This is a genomic window from Christensenella sp. KGMB01412 (genome assembly GCF_055522415.1).
This window is the reverse complement of sequence record NZ_JBVFVW010000003.1, coordinates 375,140-395,977: the sequence shown is the minus strand read 5'-3', so window position 1 is coordinate 395,977 and position 20,838 is coordinate 375,140. Positions and strand designations below refer to the sequence as shown.

General features: G+C 49.8%; 19 protein-coding genes. 9 read left to right on the top strand and 10 right to left on the bottom strand.

The window, feature by feature from the left end; translation table 11 throughout:
* Positions 1–247: 247 nt before the first annotated feature.
* The 7 genes from ACS5WU_RS07395 to ruvC all read right to left on the bottom strand — a co-directional run bounded on the left by ACS5WU_RS07395 (position 248) and on the right by ruvC (position 6,234).
* The gene (locus ACS5WU_RS07395) at positions 248–1,534 is read right to left on the bottom strand and encodes an HD-GYP domain-containing protein (protein ID WP_046443602.1); all 1,287 of its coding nucleotides are present in this window, start codon (positions 1,532–1,534) and stop codon (positions 248–250) included.
* 9 nt (positions 1,535–1,543) lie between these two features.
* The gene (locus ACS5WU_RS07390) at positions 1,544–2,362 is read right to left on the bottom strand and encodes an EFR1 family ferrodoxin (RefSeq protein WP_302760120.1); all 819 of its coding nucleotides are present in this window, start codon (positions 2,360–2,362) and stop codon (positions 1,544–1,546) included.
* 15 nt (positions 2,363–2,377) lie between these two features.
* On the bottom strand, positions 2,378–3,397 hold the full coding sequence (gene queA / locus ACS5WU_RS07385; RefSeq protein WP_046443600.1) for a tRNA preQ1(34) S-adenosylmethionine ribosyltransferase-isomerase QueA: 1,020 nt from the start codon (positions 3,395–3,397) through the stop codon (positions 2,378–2,380).
* Positions 3,398–3,412: 15 nt separating this feature from the next.
* A complete protein-coding gene (gene ruvB / locus ACS5WU_RS07380) occupies positions 3,413–4,450 on the bottom strand; it encodes a Holliday junction branch migration DNA helicase RuvB (RefSeq protein ID WP_302760122.1) in 1,038 nt (345 codons plus the stop codon).
* A gap of 139 nt (positions 4,451–4,589) precedes the next feature.
* Positions 4,590–5,114, bottom strand: a complete 525-nt coding sequence (locus ACS5WU_RS07375) for a hypothetical protein (RefSeq protein ID WP_302760123.1) — start codon at positions 5,112–5,114, stop codon at positions 4,590–4,592.
* A 15-nt stretch (positions 5,115–5,129) separates the two neighbouring features.
* The gene (ruvA, locus tag ACS5WU_RS07370) at positions 5,130–5,720 is read right to left on the bottom strand and encodes a Holliday junction branch migration protein RuvA (RefSeq protein ID WP_046443597.1); all 591 of its coding nucleotides are present in this window, start codon (positions 5,718–5,720) and stop codon (positions 5,130–5,132) included.
* A gap of 10 nt (positions 5,721–5,730) precedes the next feature.
* Positions 5,731–6,234 (bottom strand): crossover junction endodeoxyribonuclease RuvC, encoded by a 504-nt coding sequence (gene ruvC, locus ACS5WU_RS07365; RefSeq protein WP_046443596.1) that lies wholly within the window; start codon positions 6,232–6,234, stop codon positions 5,731–5,733.
* Between the two features lie 193 nt (positions 6,235–6,427).
* Between ruvC and ACS5WU_RS07360 the strand changes: the two genes are divergently transcribed.
* The 4 genes from ACS5WU_RS07360 (at position 6,428) to feoB (ending at position 10,757) form a co-directional block, all read left to right on the top strand.
* Positions 6,428–7,648: an argininosuccinate synthase gene (locus tag ACS5WU_RS07360; protein WP_046443595.1), complete on the top strand. Its 1,221-nt coding sequence runs from the start codon at positions 6,428–6,430 to the stop codon at positions 7,646–7,648.
* Positions 7,649–7,856: 208 nt separating this feature from the next.
* Positions 7,857–8,075: a FeoA family protein gene (locus tag ACS5WU_RS07355; protein ID WP_046443594.1), complete on the top strand. Its 219-nt coding sequence runs from the start codon at positions 7,857–7,859 to the stop codon at positions 8,073–8,075.
* 73 nt (positions 8,076–8,148) lie between these two features.
* Positions 8,149–8,397 (top strand): FeoA family protein, encoded by a 249-nt coding sequence (locus ACS5WU_RS07350; protein WP_046443593.1) that lies wholly within the window; start codon positions 8,149–8,151, stop codon positions 8,395–8,397.
* Positions 8,398–8,606: 209 nt separating this feature from the next.
* A complete protein-coding gene (gene feoB, locus ACS5WU_RS07345; RefSeq protein WP_059108740.1) occupies positions 8,607–10,757 on the top strand; it encodes a ferrous iron transport protein B in 2,151 nt (716 codons plus the stop codon).
* 209 nt (positions 10,758–10,966) lie between these two features.
* Here feoB and ACS5WU_RS07340 read toward each other — a convergent pair whose 3' ends face one another.
* The gene (locus ACS5WU_RS07340; RefSeq protein WP_046443591.1) at positions 10,967–11,332 is read right to left on the bottom strand and encodes a metal-dependent transcriptional regulator; all 366 of its coding nucleotides are present in this window, start codon (positions 11,330–11,332) and stop codon (positions 10,967–10,969) included.
* Positions 11,333–11,817: 485 nt separating this feature from the next.
* On the opposite strand from ACS5WU_RS07340, the gene ACS5WU_RS07335 reads away from it, so the two are divergent.
* The 3 genes from ACS5WU_RS07335 (at position 11,818) to ACS5WU_RS07325 (ending at position 14,423) form a co-directional block, all read left to right on the top strand.
* Positions 11,818–11,994 carry a FeoB-associated Cys-rich membrane protein gene (locus tag ACS5WU_RS07335; RefSeq protein ID WP_082674777.1) on the top strand — a complete coding sequence of 59 codons (177 nt, stop codon included), beginning with the start codon at positions 11,818–11,820 and terminating at the stop codon, positions 11,992–11,994.
* A 282-nt stretch (positions 11,995–12,276) separates the two neighbouring features.
* A complete protein-coding gene (locus ACS5WU_RS07330) occupies positions 12,277–13,623 on the top strand; it encodes an MATE family efflux transporter (RefSeq protein WP_302760125.1) in 1,347 nt (448 codons plus the stop codon).
* A 29-nt stretch (positions 13,624–13,652) separates the two neighbouring features.
* A complete protein-coding gene (locus ACS5WU_RS07325) occupies positions 13,653–14,423 on the top strand; it encodes a methyltransferase domain-containing protein (RefSeq protein WP_302760126.1) in 771 nt (256 codons plus the stop codon).
* A gap of 3 nt (positions 14,424–14,426) precedes the next feature.
* Here the strand turns inward: ACS5WU_RS07325 and ACS5WU_RS07320 are convergent, their stop codons facing one another.
* Positions 14,427–15,500 carry a L,D-transpeptidase family protein gene (locus ACS5WU_RS07320; protein WP_302760127.1) on the bottom strand — a complete coding sequence of 358 codons (1,074 nt, stop codon included), beginning with the start codon at positions 15,498–15,500 and terminating at the stop codon, positions 14,427–14,429.
* 29 nt (positions 15,501–15,529) lie between these two features.
* Positions 15,530–16,909 carry an argininosuccinate lyase gene (gene argH / locus ACS5WU_RS07315; protein WP_302760128.1) on the bottom strand — a complete coding sequence of 460 codons (1,380 nt, stop codon included), beginning with the start codon at positions 16,907–16,909 and terminating at the stop codon, positions 15,530–15,532.
* Positions 16,910–16,994: 85 nt separating this feature from the next.
* Between argH and ACS5WU_RS07310 the strand changes: the two genes are divergently transcribed.
* Positions 16,995–17,933: a magnesium transporter CorA family protein gene (locus tag ACS5WU_RS07310; protein WP_052740461.1), complete on the top strand. Its 939-nt coding sequence runs from the start codon at positions 16,995–16,997 to the stop codon at positions 17,931–17,933.
* 240 nt (positions 17,934–18,173) lie between these two features.
* Complete coding sequence (locus ACS5WU_RS07305; protein ID WP_059108735.1) at positions 18,174–20,798, top strand: cation-translocating P-type ATPase; 2,625 nt, start codon at positions 18,174–18,176, stop codon at positions 20,796–20,798.
* Positions 20,799–20,838 lie beyond the last annotated feature (40 nt).

Sequence of the window (20,838 nt, the reverse complement as noted above, 5' to 3'; positions counted from 1 at the left end):
AACCTGCAAGAAAGTTAACTTTCCCGCAGGCTTTAAAAAATGCCGCGATTTGCTCCGGGCAGCTTTTCCCCGGAGCCAGAACAGTTTTACAGATTTTCGTAACTTTCTTGCATGGGCATCACAACAAACGGTTTCCTTCGTTTTTGGATCACCCTATTCATATTCATGATTTAGCAAGAAATATTACGCATCCGCCTGTCTCCTTTATTTTTGGTTACCGCTATCATAACATTGCCGCAACTGTGCGTCAAGCAAAATCCGTTTTTCCGGCGCTTGTGGACAGGGCTGTGCCTGCATATTGCTCCATAAGGCGCCTGTACTCGTCCTGCATTTTATGATAGAGCTCCCATACCGGCTTGCACCGTTCTTTTACCGTCTCCATGATGGAATCAAAATTATCAGAGATTACTGCGACAACGGTCTTATCGATCAGGCCTTCGCCGCTTTGCTTTTGGATTATGTGAAGCGTCTTTTCTTTTGGAAAGGATTCCTTATAGCTGCGCGTACCGTAAAGAGCGCTTACAATATCCGATACCGCGACAATCCGTTCCGGTATTGTCAGGTCCCTCGCCATAAGTCCGCGCTGGTACCCAGAGCCGTCCAGTTTCTCGTGGTGGCGCAGCGCGATCTGTGTAATCACCGGATCAAAGCTGTCCGCAAGAATCGCCCCAGTGATATCCACATGGGTACGCATAACACGCATCGCCTGTGCGCTCAGTTTTCCGGGAAATTCGAGTATCTCGACCGGAACGCCAACTTTCCCAAGATCGTGCAGCATCGCGCCATAATAAATCTTCCTTAAGGTGTCCTGGTCAACCCCCATCAGCTGCGCCGTACGAAAGGCGATCTGTGTTGTTGTTACCGTATGCGTAACCGTGTGGTGGCTGCGGAAGTCTATCGTAAACACGATCATATTAAGATACATCCTGATCGTTTTTTGTGAAAACGCCACTTCACCGATCATGCTGTGGAAATCGATATCGTCTTCCAGGCCATCCCAAATATGGTATTTTTCATCCGCTTTCCAAAATAAACTGAGTACTTCCGGAGAAAACCTGCTCCCGCTTGAACGTTCCAGGTGTTCCTTTAAAAGTTCTTTTCTCTTTGGCTCATGCTCGTTAAAAATATCCACCCTGTCTGCCAAATGCAATATCTGAGCGATATCTTTACAGTCCGTTTTGGTCTCCCTGAGTTTGTCGTAGCTTAAATGATGAAACAACACTGCCTGGGCAAATTTCGTAAGCGGCGAAAGGTACAAAAGGAATAAATATCCATAAATGGAATGTTCCCAGATATTTTCCGTTTCAAACCGCAGCATTTGATCGATCTCTTCTGTTTTATATGCCCCCACATCATGCAGCAATGCCAAAAAACATATTTCCTGCTTTTCCTTTTGCGTGTATACGCCCTGCGCCTCAAGCATACGCGACACAATAAAAGATACGCGTTTTCCGTGCCCCACAATCCTTTCATCCACACTGTTTAAGGTGCGTTGCAATAAATCGCTGATATCATTTGCGTCAATAATCGGCATAATTTTCCCCTATAAAAACAGTTCCGGCTGCGCCCGCCTTTTCAGCCCTTCTTCCAGTTCATGGCGGTGGTAAAGATAGCCTTCGTCATCGTAATACTTCGCGTGCCGCGGACATCCTTTGATACATGCCCCGCACTTGATACAAATACCGGTAAAGCCGCTCACATCCCCACTGCTGATCGAGCCCATCGGGCAAAGCTTAACACACAACCCGCACGCGTCGCACTCCTTGCCCGTCAATGGTTTCACCTTCCTGATATCGACAGGGCTTCCTTTCCTGTCCCGCGGCTGGTAATAACCCCTGTATGGCTGCGGCACGCCTTTGACAAAAAGCTCCTCTGCCTGCCGGCCGTGACGTAACTTCTGCACAGCCTGCTCTGCAAACCCACGAGCAAAACGCAGGTCTTCCGCGTCCGGCCTGCCTTTTGCAAGACGGTCGGAAAAAGAATGCTCCCCCACAAATGCTGCCGCAGCAAGGGGCTTAAGGCCGCCTTTTAGCAGGATATCCCGCAGTTCGATCAGCGCGTCGTCAAAATCACGGTTCCCATAAACAACGACAGGCACGGCAACCGCGCCGTTTCCCTCTATCGCAGCAAGGTATGGGAGCAAAACATTGGGCACACGCCCTGCGTATACGGGCGTGCCAAATACCACGATTTCGTTTTCTGAAAAAACCGGCGGATTTCTACGTGCCTGAGGAAGGGTAAAGTCAAATTCCCGCAGGCTTATTTTCAGCTCAACCGCAATTTCCTTTGCAATTTCCCATACGATTTTTTTCGTCGTTCCCGTCGCGCTGAAAAACGCCGCGCATACAGCCTTTATCTCCATATCCACATATCCCTTTTATATGATCAGCATCGCGTCGCCAAAGCTGAAAAAACGGTACCGCTCTTCCACTGCCCTGCGATAAATACGAAGCGTTTCCTCCCTGCCGCAAAAAGCGCTCACAAGCATGATCAGCGTGGATTTAGGCAAATGGAAATTCGTAATGAGCGCGTCAACGATCTGGTAGTCATAGCCCGGATAAATAAAAATATCCGTATCCGCGCTTCCCGCCTGCACACGTCCGCCGCACGCTGCGCTTTCAAGCGTACGCACGCTTGTTGTGCCCACAGCGATCACGCGTCTGCCCTCTTTTTTCGCATCGTTGATCATGCGCGCGGCCTGCTCGCTCACGCTGTAATACTCGGAGTGCATAATGTGCTCTTCTACCGTATCTTCCTTCATCGGGCGGAATGTTCCAAGCCCTACATGCAGGAGAATTTTTACGATGGTAACTCCCATCTCTTCGATTTTCCGCATCAGCTCAGGCGTAAAATGCAGGCCGGCCGTTGGCGCTGCGGCGCTGCCGTCCTCTTTTGCGTAAACCGTCTGGTACCGTTCCTTTTCCTCCAGTTTTTCCGTGATATAGGGTGGCAGCGGCATATTTCCGTACCGGTCCAAAAGCTCCTCAAAAACGCCGTCGTAATGAAACCGTACCTCGCATACGCCGTCTTCTTTTTTACACAAAAGCTCGGCGCACAGGTCGTCGCCAAAATCAACAAAACCGCCCGGTTTTAATTTTTTTCCCGGACGCATAATCACTTCCCATATGTCGAGCTGCAGCCTTTTGAGCAGCAAAAATTCAAAGTCCGTTTCCGTGCCTCGCTTTTTGCCATACAAACGGGCCGGAATGACCTTTGTTTCGTTTACAACAAGTACATCGCCCTTTTTCAAGTAATCCGTTACGTCGTAAAAGTGCCTGTCAAATGTTTCTTTTGTCTGCCTGTCGTAAACAAGCAGGCGGGAATGATCCCTTGGACTGACCGGAGTCTGCGCGATCAGCTCTTCAGGTAATTCATAGTCAAAATCTGATGTTTTCATCGTGTATTATACAGACTAGAACAGTCTGGTTTGCCCCTTATTATCAGTCTTTTGCGGGAGTGGAATCCCCATGTGCCGGTATGCGTGCTCTGTCGCGCAGCGTCCTCTCGGCGTACGTTGCAGGAACCCAAGCTGCAGCAAAAATGGTTCAATAACGTCCTCGATTGTGCCGGATTCCTCGCCTGTCGTCGCCGCCAGCGTATCAAGCCCTACCGGCCCGCCTCCAAACTTTGTAATGATCGCATCGAGCACCAGCCGGTCTGAATGATCGAGCCCAAGCCCGTCCACCTCGAGCAGCTTTAGGCCTTCATCCGCAGCTTCCCTCGTAATGATCCCCTCCGCGCGCACATCGGCAAAATCCCTTACGCGGCGCAAAAGCCTGTTGGCGATACGCGGAGTCCCACGCGAGCGGCGCGCGATCTCTGCCGCCCCCTCTTCATCCACGTGGATATCGAGTATCTTTGCGGAGCGCTTAACAATCGTTTTCAACTGATCCGCGTCATACATTTGCAGGCGGTTGATCACGCCGAAACGGTCCCTCAGCGGTGAAGTCAGCATCCCGGCGCGCGTCGTGGCCCCAACAAGCGTGAACCTTGGCAGATCGATACGCATCGAGCGTGCGGACGGCCCTTTGCCGAGAATAATATCCAGCGCATAATCTTCCATGGCAGGATAAAGCACCTCCTCTACGCTCGTATTGAGGCGGTGTATTTCATCGATAAATAAAACGTCCTTATCCGAAAGGTTTGTCAGCAGCGCTGCAAGGTCTCCCGGACGCTCGATCGCCGGGCCGGAAGTGATACGGATATTGACGTTCAGCTCCTGGGCGATAATATGCGCGAGCGTCGTTTTTCCAAGGCCGGGCGGGCCATAGAGCAAAACATGGTCGAGCGCTTCACCCCGCAGCTTTGCCGCCTCAATAAAGATCGCCATCTTCTCCTTGACCTTTTCCTGCCCGATATATTCGCCAAGAGACTGCGGGCGCAGGGACGCATCCGCAGTCACATCTTCGTTCATTTTCATTCCCGAAACGATTCGAGATTCTTCTTCCATTGCCTTCTCCTGTCAAATTCCTGATTGCTTCCTATTATACACTATCCTCCTGCCGAAAGAAATACGTTGTTTTTCGGCGAAATATGGAAAGCCCCGGGAAAATCAGCAGATTTCCCAGGGCTTTGACATTTGCTTCCAATCAACCTGCGGGGATAAGAGCCACCGAAACATCGGAAAGCTTATCCTTTGTGGCGCCTGTCTGCATTGTAACGGAATATTCCACATCCGTAAGCTCGTCATGCCACTCGGCCACACCTTCCGCTCCTTCATTATAGCGGATGGTATACGGGTAATCCTCAAACCTCAGTTCCTGCGTCTCATCAAATTCAACAAACATGCCCGAGAGATCCTCTTCAGGCGAGCCCTTCACCATACGAAGCGTATAGGTATCGCCCTTCCATGTGAACACAGCCTGCGCGAGCTTCTGGCTTTCGAGCACAGAATAAGTAACGTCTGTCGCTCCTTCCGGCAAAGAACCCATTTCAAGCCCGGTCATTTCTTTGACCTCTGCCGCGTCCTTTGCATCCTTCCATGGGTTTGCGATCTGTGCCCCCTGCGAAGCCTGCGGCGACTCCGTTTGCGCCGAAGGCGTTTCCTGTTTGGCGCACGCGGCAAAAACCGTTATGAGCAGCGCCGTCATGATTACGATCAATATCCGTTTCATTTTATGATACTCCTTTTATCTTCCCATTCTTTTTAACGCCAGGGAAACGAGCTCTTCCGCGCTGTCTCCCAAACTTTTTACCGCTGAAATTGCCTGGACAGCTTCCTGCCTGTTGTAACCAAGGCCCACCAGTGCGGCGACCGCTTCCTGCCCCGCATCCTGCGTGATTACGCTCATATCGACGCCGCCATCCCCTATCGCGTCTTCAAAGTCCACCTTTTCCTTCAGCTCCAGCACAAGGCGCTGCGCTGTTTTTTTGCCGATACCCGGTACGCCGGTGAACGCCTTGTCGTCACTGGAAATCACCGCCGCGGCGATATCGTTGACACGCATGGTGGAAAGCACAGAAGCCGCAGCCTTGGGGCCAACCCCGCTGATTGAAAGAAGCTTTTCAAACATTGCCTTCTGCTCTACCGTAGCAAAGCCGTAAAGTGTCATATCGTCCTCGGCAACCTTTAAATAGGTATACAGCTTGCCTTTCTCTCCTGTTTTGAGCATATTAAGCGAAAACGTATCCGTAAAAATCCGGTACCCCACGCCGTTTACATCAATCACCGCGTAATTCGCCGCCTTTTGAGCCACCTCGCCCGAGATATATGCGTACATTCGTTTCTCCTTATTTGATCTTTGTATTGAGTATTCCCGCCGTATGGGCGCTGTGCGCATGACAGATTGCCACAGCGACCGCGTCTGCCGCATCGTCCGGCTTTGGTATCTCTTTTAAGGACAGGAGCGTCTTAACCATGATCTGCACCTGGTTTTTGTCCGCACGTCCATAGCCTACCACAGCCTGTTTGATTTGCAGGGGCGTATATTCATAAAGTTCCTCTGTTTTTTCGGAAGCTGCAACAAGCGCCGCCCCCCTTGCCTGCGCCACATTGATCGCCGTCTTTACATTTTTATTGAAAAACAGCTCTTCAAAGGCCACGCAATCCGGCGAATACATCTCAATAAGCTGCGTGATGCCATGCGATATCTGCTTGAGGCGAATGGGAAATTGTTCCCTCGCTTCCGTCAGTATGGTGCCATAATCGATGAGCTGCAGCCTTGTTTTTTCATCGCAGCTTACCACGCCGTAGCCGACGGTGGCAAGCCCCGGATCAATTCCCAAAACGATCAAATACTTTTCTCCTGTTTCCTGATTTGATTGCTAACCCCAGTATACCTGATTTTCTATTTTTGTGCAATTTGCGGCTTCGTTAAAATAGTTTTATTATTTTCAAATTTACTATTGCATAATTATTCATTTTTATGTATAATTATAAACATCAAATGAATATTACGCGCCCCCGGCGCGAAAAAGGGGTTTAAAAATGGAAACTAAAAAACAGTACAACAAAGTAGTTCTGGCATATTCGGGCGGTCTTGATACATCGATCATCATTCCGTGGCTGAAGGAAACCTACGGCGTAAAGGACGTAATCGCGGTATGCGGAGACGTAGGCCAGGGCAAAGAGCTTGACGGCCTTTACGAAAAAGCATTGGGTACCGGCGCGTCCGACGCGTATATCGAGGATCTGACAGAAGAATTCATTACCGATTATGTATATCCGACGATGCAGGCAGATGCGATGTACGAGGGCAAATACCTTCTGGGTACGTCGTTTGCGCGCCCGATCATCGCAAAACGCCTTGTGGAGATTGCAAAGGAAGTCGGCGCGGATGCGATCTGCCACGGCGCTACCGGAAAGGGAAACGACCAGGTTCGTTTTGAGCTGACTGTGAAAGCGCTTGCTCCCGAGCTCGATATCATTGCCCCGTGGCGCATCTGGGATATCAAATCCCGTGAGGAAGAAATTGAATATGCACAGGCAAGGAACATCCCCGTGCCGGTGGATAAGGAGCACAACTACAGCATGGACGCCAACATATGGCACCTCTCCCACGAGGGCGCGGATCTTGAGGATCCGTGGAACGAGCCGAAGGACGACCTGTATATGATCTGCAAAACGCCGGAAGAGGCTCCGGACAAGCCGTGCTACTTTACGATTGAATTTGAGCAGGGAATCCCCGTATCAATCGACGGACAGAAGTATTCCCCTGTTGAGCTTGTTACAAAGCTAAACGAGCTTGGCGCTGAAAACGGCGTGGGCATTGACGACCTCGTAGAAAACCGTCTTGTGGGTATGAAGAGCCGCGGCGTTTACGAAAATCCGGGCGGACGCATCCTTTACACGGCGCATGCGGCGCTTGAAACGCTGACGCTCGATAAAGATACCATGCACTATAAGGAAGGCGTTGCCACAAAATTTGCGGAGCTCGTCTATGATGGAAAATGGTTCTGCCCGCTGCGCGAGGCGCTCAGCGCATTCGTTGCGGAAACACAGAAGACCGTTACGGGCACCGTTCGCATGAAGCTTTATAAGGGCAACTGTAAACACGTTGGCCTGAAGTCGCCTTACTCGCTGTACAGCGAAGAATTCGCAACCTTTGGCGAAGATGAAGTTTACAACCACAAGGATGCCGAAGGATTTATCAACCTGTTCGGCCTGCCGCTGAAGGTGCGCGCCCTTGCACTGAAGGATAAAATCTGATTACTGTCACACGAACGGTACGGATGATCCGTGCCGTTTTTTATTTCAGCCGCTTTTTTGAAAAATGTTTCAAAAAATTTTTGGTTTCTGATTGACTATTTTGGTTAGCAATGGTAAACTTTATTTTAGAAGAGGGTTAGTAAGAGCTAACCCCAATCTTTGGTTTTTATGTTAGCAATCGCTAATTTTGGAAGGAGTGATCTCTATTATGCCTCTTACGATGGCGCCGGCAGGCAGAAAAGCTTTTATCTGCAAGATCAACGGGAAGGACGACGTTCGTCACTTTCTGGGAAGCCTTGGCTTTGTGGAAGGTGAAAACGTAACTGTGATTACTGAAATGGGTGGCAATATGATTGTCAACGTCAAGGATTCACGTATCGCAATCAGCAAGAGCATGGCAAACCGCATCATGGTTGCAGACTCCTGATTTTTTGGACAATGCGGCCCTTTTGCGCCTGCATTATAAATTTAGTGAGATCAAACGGAAAGGAGAAGATTACATGAAGAATCAACACGATGTATCCGGCGGTAAAACGCTCCGCGGCGTAAAATGTGGCGAGACGGTTACCGTCACCAAGCTTTGCGGTTCAGGGCCTGTGAAGCGCAGGATTATGGATATGGGCATCACAAAGGGAACGCCGGTCTATGTGCGCAAGGTTGCGCCCCTGGGCGATCCTGTCGAGGTGACCGTAAGAGGTTATGAGCTTTCGATCCGCAAGGCGGATGCGGAAATCATACAAGTGGGCTGAGCGGAATTTTACAGCGGTTTAACTGAATGCAGGTTGTGCAGGACGCACGGTAAACCGCCTGGATTTGCAATTTATACCAAAAGCTTGTAACCAACCTTTTGACAAATTGCTATAACGCGCTCTTTACTTTATTTGGCAGAGTTTTTCTCTGCATTTTTTCAGCAAATTGGTTAGCTCAAGCTAACGATTTTTGTACGAAGGAGGATATCATGTCAATGAAATTTGCACTCGCAGGAAACCCAAACTGCGGCAAAACAACCATGTTCAACGACCTGACTGGCGCATCTCAATATGTGGGCAACTGGCCGGGCGTAACGGTTGAAAAAAAAGAGGGTAAATTAAAAAGTATCAAGGACATCACCGTGACCGACCTTCCGGGTATTTATTCATTATCTCCGTATACGCTTGAAGAAGTGGTAGCGCGCAATTATTTACTCAAAGAGCACCCGGACGTCATTATCGATATCGTAGACGGCACCAATATCGAACGGAACCTTTACCTCACAACGCAGCTTCTGGAAACCGGAATCCCGGTTGTAATAGCGCTCAATATGATGGACGTTGTGAAAAAGAGCGGCGACAAAATCGACGTTAAGAAGTTAAGCGAAGAGCTGGGATGCCCGATTATCGAGACCTCGGCCCTCAAAGGCACCGGCCTTGACGAAGTGATCAGGACGGCAAGCAACGTTACCCAAACGGTTAAGGTCCAGCCTATCGTCCACAAATTTTCCGGCGATGTGGAGCAAACCCTCGAAGGAATCGAAGCCCTCATTAGCGGCGTCGTAGAGCCAGCGAACCTTCGCTGGTACGCGATCAAGCTGTTTGAGCGCGACGAGAAGGTGTGGGAGCAATTCAAATTCAAAGCAGACACCAGGGAAAAAATCGAGGCGCTCACGCGGCAGTGTGAAAACCAGTATGACGACGACAGCGAAAGCATTATCACCAACGAACGTTATACTTTCATCCAGCACCTGATGCACAAAACAGTAAAAAAACGCAGCCAGCAAATGACAATCTCAGATAAGATTGACCGTGTGGTAACAAACCGTGCGGCAGCGATTCCGATCTTCATCGGCGTTATGTTTCTGGTGTACTTCATCTCCGTCAGTTGGCTTGGAACAATCGTAACAGACTGGACCAACGACGTGCTGTTCGGCGAATATATCTCCGGCTGGGCCTCCGACGGCCTCGCGGCAATCGGAGCTGCGGACTGGACGCAAAGCCTTGTGGTTGACGGAATTATAGGCGGTGTGGGAGCGATTATCGGCTTCGTACCACAGATGCTCATCCTGTTTGTACTGCTGGCGCTGCTTGAGGATTGCGGTTATATGGCGCGTGTTGCGTTCATCATGGACCGTATCTTCCGCAAATTCGGGCTTTCCGGAAAATCCTTCATTCCTATGATGGTTGCATCCGGCTGCGGCGTTCCTGGCATCATGGCAAGCCGTACGATTGAGAATGAACCCGACCGGCGTATGACAATCATGACGACCACCTTTGTGCCCTGCGGCGCAAAGCTGCCGATCATCGCGCTGATCGCGGGTGCGATGTTCCCGGAGAACTCCTGGTGGCTTGCGCCCTGCGCGTACTTCCTTGGAATCGGCATGATCATCATTTCCGGTATTATCCTAAAGAAGATGAAACCCTTCGCAGGCGAACCTGCCCCGTTTGTTATGGAGCTTCCGCAATACCGTGTGCCCGGCGCAAAGGGCGTACTGATCCATATGTGGGAACGTGGAAAATCCTTTATCATCAAAGCCGGTACGATCATCTTTGCCTCCACAGTTGTGATCTGGCTGCTGAGCAACTTCAACGCACAGTTCCAGATGGTGGACATTGAAGACAGTATGCTTGCGGCAATCGGCAGCTTTATCGCCCCGGTATTCGCACCGCTTGGCTTTGGGGACTGGCAGTCCTCCGTCGCAACCATCACCGGACTTGTAGCCAAGGAGAATGTTGTTGCAACGATGGGCGTTTTACATGGTATCGCAGACGCAACAGAGGAAAGCGTGGCGCTGCTCTCGAGCGTTGCAGCTTCCTTCACGGTGGTCAGCGCATTCTCCTTCATGGCGTTCAACCTGCTGTGCGCACCCTGCTTTGCAGCAATCGGCGCAATCAAACGTGAAATGGGCAGCGCGAAATGGACATGGGCGGCAATCGGCTATCAGACATTGCTTGCATATGTAGTCGCCTTCATCATTTTCCAGCTTGGAAACGTACTTGTTCTCGGAGCACCATTTGGAGTGGGTGCGGTCATAGCCATAGTGCTCATAGCCTTAATCGTATGGCTGATGGCGCGCAAAGGCTACGATCCTGCGAAAAAAGGCCGTACACTTTCTGCTGTGGAAGCCAACTATTGATTTAACCATTACGGTAAAATTCTCACCTTATACTTAATATTGAAATGGGCAGCCTTAGCCGGGCTGCCCATTTCCGTATCGGTATCTTTCAGGAAACCGTTCTTGCGTTATTCTGTACAGAAAAACCGCTGCGCTCTGAACGCACAGCGGTTTTATTTGCACTGAAAGTGCCTTTTTCGCACAAGGCAGGCCTCAATTAATACAGGGGCTTACCGTTCATCCTCTACGTAAGCCTTGATGCGGTCGAACGTGTGCTGGCTGATGATATGCTCGATCCGGCAGGCGTCCTGCTCTGCAACGTCCGCCTCAACCTGCAGCGTTTCCATCAGGAACTTCTGAATCAGCACATGGCGTTCATATACTTCCTCCGCTTTTTCGTGGCCTTTGTCCGTAAGCTCGATATAGCCGCCCTTATCAATCGCAATATATCCATCGTCTTTTAATATACCCATTGCCCTGCTGATGCTGGGCTTGGAATATTCCAGCTCGTTTGCAATGTCAATGGAACGCACGCTTCCCAGTCTCTTTTGCAGCATCAAAATTGTTTCCAGATAATTTTCTCCAGATTCACGCATGGTAAAATTCTCCCGTTTCTAAATTCCTTTTATTTTATATATATAACCAGCCAGGCTGTCGTTAAAATGAGAATAGAATGAAATTCCTCATACTTTTCGTTACATTGTAACATACCTGAAAAATCTTCTCAATAAGTTTTAACAAAACCCTTGACACAGTGCATGTGGAATGATAGAATAAGCTTGTAGTTAGTTATTGCTAACTTACATCGTGTGAGCTTTCCATCTTACAGAAGGAAACTTCCTTGCAAACACATGTTGGTTTAGCAGCAGGTTAGCGAATGCTAATCGAAAGCGTACTCCTTTGATGAGAGGCAACAGTGAAAGCCTATAAGTGCCGGGCCGGTAACTGTCGTGCATCATTCAAAAAATGTTTTGTTTCCCGGGCCTGACAACCGGAAATACAGATCGGTACGCATCCATTCACAAGCTTTGCCGCCGCCAATGGGCGACCTCCATAAAACCGTTGGACGGCGGCACAAATTGTGAGAAAATCAAACAGGAAAGAGGCGTTTTTTATGACACCCGGTACGATTTTAGTAATTGCCATTGTGGGAGCGCTGCTCGCGCTTTCGATATTTGCGATAGTCCGCCGGCATAAAAAGGGCGGATGCTGCGGCGGATGCGATTCTTGTTCGCATGACTGCCACAAATCAAACTAGTTAACACTCCCCCCATTCTTAATACATACCATACCTTTTGGAAAACCGGATGCTGGCATCCGGTTTTTCGCTTTGCTTGACAATCACTTCCCCATTTGCTATAATGCAAGCGAATTGAAAAAGCAGCTTTGCGGGGCCGCCGGGCCGATGCAAAGCATGGATGCAGAATTTATCTCGTATTGTCAGGCCTGTGGATACGCACAGACCTTTTTTTTTGCAATCGCATCCGGTTTTATACTTGAAATCCAGCTGCCAAAAGCAGCTGCGTCATAGGAGGATACTATGGAAACCCTTGCTTCAAAAAGCATCTACCGGACCTTTTTTCGTTATGTGTCGCTGAACGTGCTAAGTATGTTCGGTCTTTCTTTGTATGTCCTTGCCGATACCTTTTTTGTGGCGAACGGCGTGGGGCCTGACGGCCTTGTGGCATTGAACCTTGCAATCCCCACTTACAGTCTCGTAAACGGCGCAGGACTGATGATCGGCATTGGCGCGGCGACGCTTTTTTCCATTGCCACCGGCAAGGGAGACCGTAAATCCGGGAACCGCATTTTTACACAGGCTTTTATACTTTGCCTTGTGTGCGGAACAATCCTGATGTGCGTAGGGCTTATTTTTAATCGTCCCATCGCCGTCATGCTCGGCGCGAAAGGCGAACACATCATTGAAATGACAGCCACCTACCTGAAAATACTGATGAGCTTTTCCTGCGCTTTTATTTTAAACAACCTGCTTGTTGCTTTTGTGCGTAACGACAAGAATCCACGTCTTGCGATGATAGGCATGCTGGCGGGCTGCCTGTTTAATATCGTGTTCGATTATATCTTTGTCTTTCCGATGCAGCTCGGGCTATTTGGCGCGGCGCTTGCAACGGGTATCGCTCCGGTGCTCAGTATGGCGATCCTGTCTACTCACTTTATCCGCCGCAAAAACAGCTTTCAGCTGGAAAAAACGAAGCTGAACGGGCATGAGCTGCGCTCCTCCGTTTTTACCGGGCTTCCCTCTTTTATTATGGAATTTTCTTCCGGTATCATTATCTTTGTTTTTAATATGGTGATCATGCGCATCGCCGGCGACCTGGGGGTTGCGGCGTACGGGATCGTCGCAAACCTTTCGCTTGTGTGTATCGCTATCTTTACAGGCGTCGGGCAGGGCGTTCAGCCTGTGATCAGCGTGAATTACGGTGCAGGCAACATTCAAAATGTCAGGAAAACCTTTTTGATGGGAGCTTTCCTTGCCCTTGCCCTCGGCGTTGCCTTCTATCTGATCGCATTGCTCATCCCGGAGCAAATTGCCTCTATCTTTAACAGCGAGGGAAACGCCGAGCTTTCCGAGCTGACGCAGGGCGGATTGCGCCTTTATTTCCTCGGCTTCCTCTTTGCGGGCATTAACATTGTGACAACCTCATTTTTTGCTTCGATTGCCCGCCCCAAACCGTCATTCGTGATTTCTGCGCTGCGCGGTTTTATCCTGATTGTCCCGCTCGTGCTTTTATTGCCGCAGGCGCTTGGACTAAACGGCGTATGGCTTTCCGGGCCGTTTACGGAAGCCCTCACCTTCCTGGTTGGAATTGCCTGCGTGCTCGTCTTTTTCAAAAAAATAAAGCAACATCCCAAAGCTGTGGTATGATAAATAAAAAGACCGATTTGGAGGCAAAGATGTCTGACTGGGATTCCGCGTTATACTTAAAATATAAAACCGAACGGACGCAACCGTCCTACGATCTTGCGGCAAGGCTTCCGCGCAATGGGATCAACCGTATCCTTGACCTTGGATGCGGGCCCGGAAACAGCACGGCTGTTTTGGCAGAGGTCTATCCCAGGGCCGATATCCTCGGTGTGGACGGCTCCGAAAACATGATCGATTGCGCGCGCAGCGAATATCCGCAGCTTAACTGGCAGGTATGCCTTGCGCCTGACGGGCTTGACGCCCTGCCCCACAATTTTGATCTGGTTTTTTCCAATGCCTGTATCCAGTGGATTCCAGACCACGCTACTCTCATCCCCGCGTTGCTCAAGCTTCTCGTGCCGGGCGGGACGCTGGCCGTGCAGATGCCTATGAACCTCAACGAACCGGTGCAGCAAATCATTGAAAAAACGGTGCGCAGCGAAAAATGGAATTCTTATTTTCCGCATCCCCGCGTTTTTTATACTTTGCGTCCTGAAGAATATCAGGAGCTGCTTTCCGGCATATCGTCCGGCTTTACGATGTGGCAGGTCGTATACTACTATATGATGGATTCTGCCCTTGATCTTTTGGACTGGTATCGCGGCACGGGCCTGCGGCCTTACCTCAGCCAGCTCGATGCAAAGGATATCCCTTCATTTGAAGCGGACATCCTCGCACAATACGAAGCGGCTTACCCCAAACAAAAAAACGGTAAAATCATTTACCGTTTTCCCCGTTTTTTCTTTACAGCCGTTAAATAGCGTTTAATTCTGCGAGCCCTGTTCAAACGGCACGTCGCACGGCACATCGCCTATCCGCCAGTTATCCGTATTCGGGATCGCCGAAGGCTCAGTGTCCAGGCGTTCCTGCGGCGCGGGAGCAAGAACAAGCTGCTCCCTGATGGCAGCCGTCTGCTCGTCGTCGCTGTCTCCATCGCGTATTATACAGGTCGTGCCCGGCGCAATATGGAACCACATCCATTTTGCATCCGGAACCGTCAACCGGATACACCCATGCGAATCCGCCGTTCCAAGTTTATCCCACACCTCTTCAATATAAGTGGACGTGTCAAATTCAGAATATAATATCGTATGGAAGTAAATCGCCCCTTCGATCTGCGTCCAGTATTGGCCATAGGTTTTATCTCGCACAAACTGGCTGAAACGCACATGGTATTTATCCATCCGGAACGTTCCCTTCGGCGTGCAGTCGTCCTTGCCCGTAGAACACAGCATGTAACGCACCGGGACTGTATAGTCGCCATTATCGTCCTTTGTGTACACCATTGTGACCTGATGCTCGAGGTCTACGACGATCTTGTAAGTACCAAGCGCCGGGTAACCCTTCGGGTATTCGTCCCTCGTGCCGTCGTCGCTCATCACAAGCTCTTCAAAGCTCATATTCACCGTGGGTGCAAGCAGCGAAAAAGGATCGCACTTTTTCGCCTTGCCCGAATTCAGAAGTACAAGCGTTTTTTCTCCCGCAATTCCGTCTCCCTGCAACCCATTTTGGTTCTGGAACGCCGCAAGGGCGGATTTTGTCTCCGATCCAAAATAATCTGTCGCTTCTCCCGTAAGATATCCAAGCTCTATCAAACGCTGCTGCAGCGCCGTCACCTCTACGCCCTGCATTCCCTCATGCAGCTCCGCAGGAGGCGTTGCGGTGGGCGTGACAGACGCCGTAGGCTCCGGCATTTTGGATGGAGTGGCGGATGCGGATTCAGACGGCGACGCTGTGGCCTCCGCCTCCTTTGCATCCCGGGAGCAGCCTGCCGCCACTGCAGCGCACAACAAAAGCGTCAATGTAAACGCCGCAAGCCTTTTCCAGCATAATTTCATTTTCAATATCCCCTTAATCCCCTTAGCGCTTACAGCTCCCCAAGCAGCAGCTTTGCCTGCCTGATGTGGTTTTCTACCATATCCGGCGCCGGACCGCCCGGTACGTTGCGTGTATTGACGCACGTTTCAAGACGGATTGCATCAAAAATATCTTCTTTCGCATCCGGTGCAAACTTCCTGATTTCATCGAGCGTCATCTCGTCAAGCGCCTTGCCGTTCTGCTCACAGTAAAGCACCAGATGCCCAATGATCGCGTGCGCGTCGCGGAACGGGATTCCCTGCTTTACAAAATAATCCGCTGCGTCCGTGGCGTTTGTGAAGCCAAGGCCTGCGCTTTTCAGAAGCTTGTCCTTTTTCCATTCCGCCGTTTTGAGCATACCACCCATCACACGCAGGCATGCGTTGAGCGTATCCACCGCGTCAAAGGTACACTCCTTGTCCTCCTGCATATCTTTATTATAAGCAAGCGGAAGCCCTTTCATTACCACAAGCAAAGTCTGGAGATCGCCATATACGCGCCCTGTTTTCCCGCGGATCAGCTCCGCCATATCAGGATTCTTCTTTTGCGGCATAATGCTCGAGCCTGTGGAATACGCATCAGAAAGCCTCAGCGTTCCAAATTCGTTGGTGGAAAAAAGGATGATTTCCTCGCACAGCCGCGAAAGGTGCATCATGCAGATTGAAGCTGCTGAAAGATATTCCAGGGCAAAATCCCTGTCCGATACGGAATCAAGGCTATTACGCGTAATACCCGACATACCAAGCTCTTTTGCAACCATTTCCCTGTCGATTGGGTAGGTTGTGGCGCACAGCGCGCCCGCGCCAAGCGGCAGTACGTCGGTATGCCTGATGCAATCCTTCATCCTCTCGATATCCCTGTAGAACATTTCAAAATACGCCATCATATAGTGTGCAAGCGTCGTAGGCTGCGCTTTTTGAAGATGCGTATAGGCCGTCATAATGGTGTCCGTATTCTCCTCCGCGATGTCTATGAGTACTGTGCACAGCGCAGTGATGTTTTCGATCGTCTCCTGCCCCGCCCGTTTCATATACAGGCGAAAATCGGTCGCGACCTGGTCATTCCTGCTCCTTCCCGTATGCAGGCGTTTGCCCGTATCGCCAATACGCTCTGTGAGAAGGCGCTCAATATTCATATGGATATCCTCGTCATGCACGGAAAATTCCACATTTCCCTCCTCGATATCCGTAAGGATCGATTTCAGCCCCTCGACGATCTTTTCTGCGTCTTCTTTGGGAATAATCCGCTGTTCGCCAAGCATATGCGCATGCGCGATGCTGCCCAATATATCTTCACGATACATACGGCTGTCAAAGCTGATCGAGGACTGAAACCCCTCTGCAAACTCGTCCGTATTCCCTTCAAATCTTCCGCCCCATAATTTCGACATCCTGTGTTACTCCTAACCGGTGGTTTTTTCTTTTATTATAGCATAGCGGCGTATGATTTTGCATTTCATTTTACGTGGTGCTATAATGATACGCGAAACGAGGGAAATCGCGATGCTGTATCAGTTGAAAAAAGGCGAAATGAAGCCTGTGGAAACAATCGATCCCGAAGACGCCGGTTCCGTGGTATCGGTGCTGAGCCTTGAAGAAGCGCCGGGCGTTTTATCGAAATATATTTCTGCCGGCACACTTACGCGCATTTTCGAAAATACGTCCATGCGCTATGAAAGCTATGAGGACTTTGACCTGTTATGCGTTCCTTTTTTTCATTTTTCGCATCAGCTCAAAAACAGTCCCTATGTGACCATCTTCCTTCAAAAAAACAATCTTTGCTTTGTATGCGAAAAAACAGGAAATGTCGAACGCCTGATCGAGGATTTTATCAAAACAAATCAAAATGACATCACCATCGGCAAGCTGATTTGTGCATTTTTTGAATTTATACTCAAGGACGACCTTTCGGAGCTCGACGGAATCGAGCTTCGTATTTCCGGTCTCGAGGACCGCGTACTGACCGATAAGCAGGAAAACTTTACCAAGGAAATCATCGGGCAGCGCAAGCACCTGATGGGCATCATGAATTATTACGAGCAGCTTTTGGATATCCTCGAATACGTCGGTATGAACCAAAAGCACGCCCTTGGAAGCCGAAGCGTCCATTACGTAACAATCCTTCACGGTAAAACAGACCGGCTTTACGACAAGGTCAAGGGTTTGCGCGAGTATGTGTCTGAAATCAGGGAGGCCTACCAGGCGGAGGTCGATATCCGTATGAACAACATTATGAAAATACTCACCATCGTCACAATGATTTTCATGCCGCTGACACTGATCGTCGGCTGGTACGGCATGAACCTTCGGATGCCTGAATACAATTCGCTGATCGCCTATCCGCTTGTCATCCTTTTCAGTGTTTTTGTCGCCGTTTTCTGTATTGTTTTCTTTAAAAAGCAAAAGTGGTTCTGACCTCCTGTCATTGCACGGTTTTGCCTGTTTCTAAAATAAAAATAAACTATCGCCCCATTTGCCCGCTTCTCTGTTTCCTTTGGTTAAGGGATGTTTACAATATTTACAGCGATTTCACTGAATGCAGGTTATACAGGCCCTACGATAAATCGCTTGTATTTGCAATTTATTCCAAAAGCTTGTAACCAACCTTTTGACAAATTGCTATAAAACATCATTATTACAGAAAAGGAAACGATTATGGCGAATTGGACAAAACCACCTATCCGGGAAATAATAAACGAATTCCATACCAACGCGCAGGACGGGCTCACCGAAAGCCAGGCCAGCGCGCAGCTTACGGCCTTTGGCCCAAACGAGTTCGAAGAAAAGAAAAAAGAATCCATATGGTCGAAAATCTGGCGGCAGATGCGCGACGTAACCACGCTTATCCTTTTGATTGCCGCCGGCGTATCCATGTTTCTTGCCTTCACGGAGGCAAGCGGCGATTTTGCGGAACCGATCGTTATTATTGCGATCATCATCATCAATATTGTCATTGGGATCAGGCAGGAATCAAGCGCGGAACGTGCGCTTGAAGCCCTCAAAAGCATGAACACGCAAACCTGTATCGTGATTCGCGGCGGTGTAAAGCAGCCCATTGATGCTCGGGGCCTTGTGCCCGGCGACATTATTGTGCTGGAAGCCGGCGATATGATATCCGCCGACGCGCGTATCATTGAAAGCAGCGGACTGAAAACGGATGAATCCGTACTGACAGGAGAAAGCACGCCCGTTGAAAAGGATGAAAACGCACAGGTAAAGGATAACGCGCAGATTGGCGACCGTACCAATATGGTCTTTTCCGGTTGCCTTGTGACAAACGGGCGCGCTACGGCTGTTGTGGTTGCAACCGGAATGCAAACTGAAATGGGCAAGATTGCCGCCCTGCTAAACGATACCAAGCAGCAGCGCACGCCTCTTCAGCTAAGGCTCAACAAGCTTGGAAAAAATATGAGCCTCATTGCAATCGCAGCAGGCATATTCGTATTCCTGACAGGAATTTTGCTGCACGGCGATTCCATTATGGAAATGCTGCTTACGGGAGTATCACTTGCAGTGGCAGCCGTACCCGAAACCCTTCCCGTAATCGTTACAATTACCCTTGCATTCGGCGTCCAGCAAATGGTCAAAAAGCACGCAATTATCCGCAGGATTCCCGCTGTGGAGACGCTGGGCAGCGCTTCTGTTATTTGCTCGGATAAAACAGGCACGCTCACGCAGAATCAAATGACCGTTAAAAAGCTTTGGACGGCAGATGGCGTTCCCGTAGATGCACAAGACGAGTTTTCAGACGAGGAAATGAAGCTTTTGCGGTTGTTCAGCCTTGCAAATAACGCGGTAATCGAGCAGACCGAGGACGGCGAAAAAATAATCGGTGATCCTACCGAGTCCTCCATCATCCGCCTGTTGCAGGATAAAGGTATCACAACCGACGATCTTGAGGAAAAATATCCGCGCGTATATGAGCTTCCGTTTGATTCGGAGCGCAAGCTGATGACAACCGTAAACAAAATGCCGGACGGCAGGTATGTAGTCATTACAAAGGGCGCTTTTGACACAATCCCCGTAGACAGCTTCACAGACTGCGATTCCGCGCAGGCTGTGCATGACGAATTTGCCAGGAAAGCGCTTCGCGTTATGGCGGCAGCCTATAAATATTATGATAAGCTCCCGGAGGATATGAGCGCGGCAGAGCTCGAGTGTAACCTGAAATTCGCGGGACTCATCGGCATGATCGATCCGCCCCGCGAAGAAAGCAAAATTGCAGTGGAAGAAGCGAAAAAGGCCGGTATCCGCACCGTTATGATCACCGGCGACCATGTGGTGACAGCTTCTGCGATTGCGCGGGAAATCGGCATTTTGGGAGAAAACGACAAGGCGATCACCGGCGAGGACCTGGACGAGATGTCTCAGGAGTACCTGATTGCCCATGTGCAGGAATATTCCGTATACGCGCGTGTAAGCCCGGAGGATAAAATACGTATTGTAAAAGCATGGCAGGCAAACGGAAAGGTGGTCGCGATGACAGGAGACGGCGTAAACGACGCGCCTGCGCTCAAAGCTGCGGACGTGGGCGTTGCAATGGGCATCACCGGAACGGACGTTGCGAAAAATGCCGCGGACATGGTCATCACAGACGACAACTTTGCTACCATCGTTGACGCTGTTTCTGAAGGGCGGCGCGTTTATGACAATATCAAGAAGACGATCTATTTCCTGTTAAGCTGTAACATTTCAGAAATCCTGATTATGATCGTTGCCGTAGCGCTCGGCTGGGGCGCTCCCGTCGTAGCGATCCAGCTTTTGCTGATCAATATCGTCGCCGACGGTATTCCCGGCTTCTCCCTGAGCCGTGAAAAAGCGGACGATGACATCATGCTCCGTCCTCCGGTCAGCAAAAAAGCCAGTATTTTCGCAAATGGGCTTGGCCTCAAGATTGCAGTGATGTCTGTTATTTTCACGATCACGGCACTGATCGGCTTTTACATCGGCCGATTTGTTCCGATCGGCGGTATGGCTCCTTCGTATGAAGCAGGGCAGACGATGGCCTTTGTAATCCTCGGCTATTCCTCCGTCGTCCATATTTTCAACGTGCGCAGCACAAAATCGATTTTCAAAATCGGTTTTTTGTCAAATAAGCCTCTGTTTATCAGCGCAAGCCTTTCCTTTGCAATCGTTACGCTGTTCGCGCTGATTCCGCCGCTTGCTACGGTTTTTTATCTGATTCCCCTTTCACCGTTACATTGGCTGATTATGATTCTTTTGTCGCTCGTACCACTGTTTGGCATCGAGATTTACAAAGCTTTTAAGCGATTTCACTGAATACGGGTTATGTGAGGCATACGATAAACCGCTATAAAAA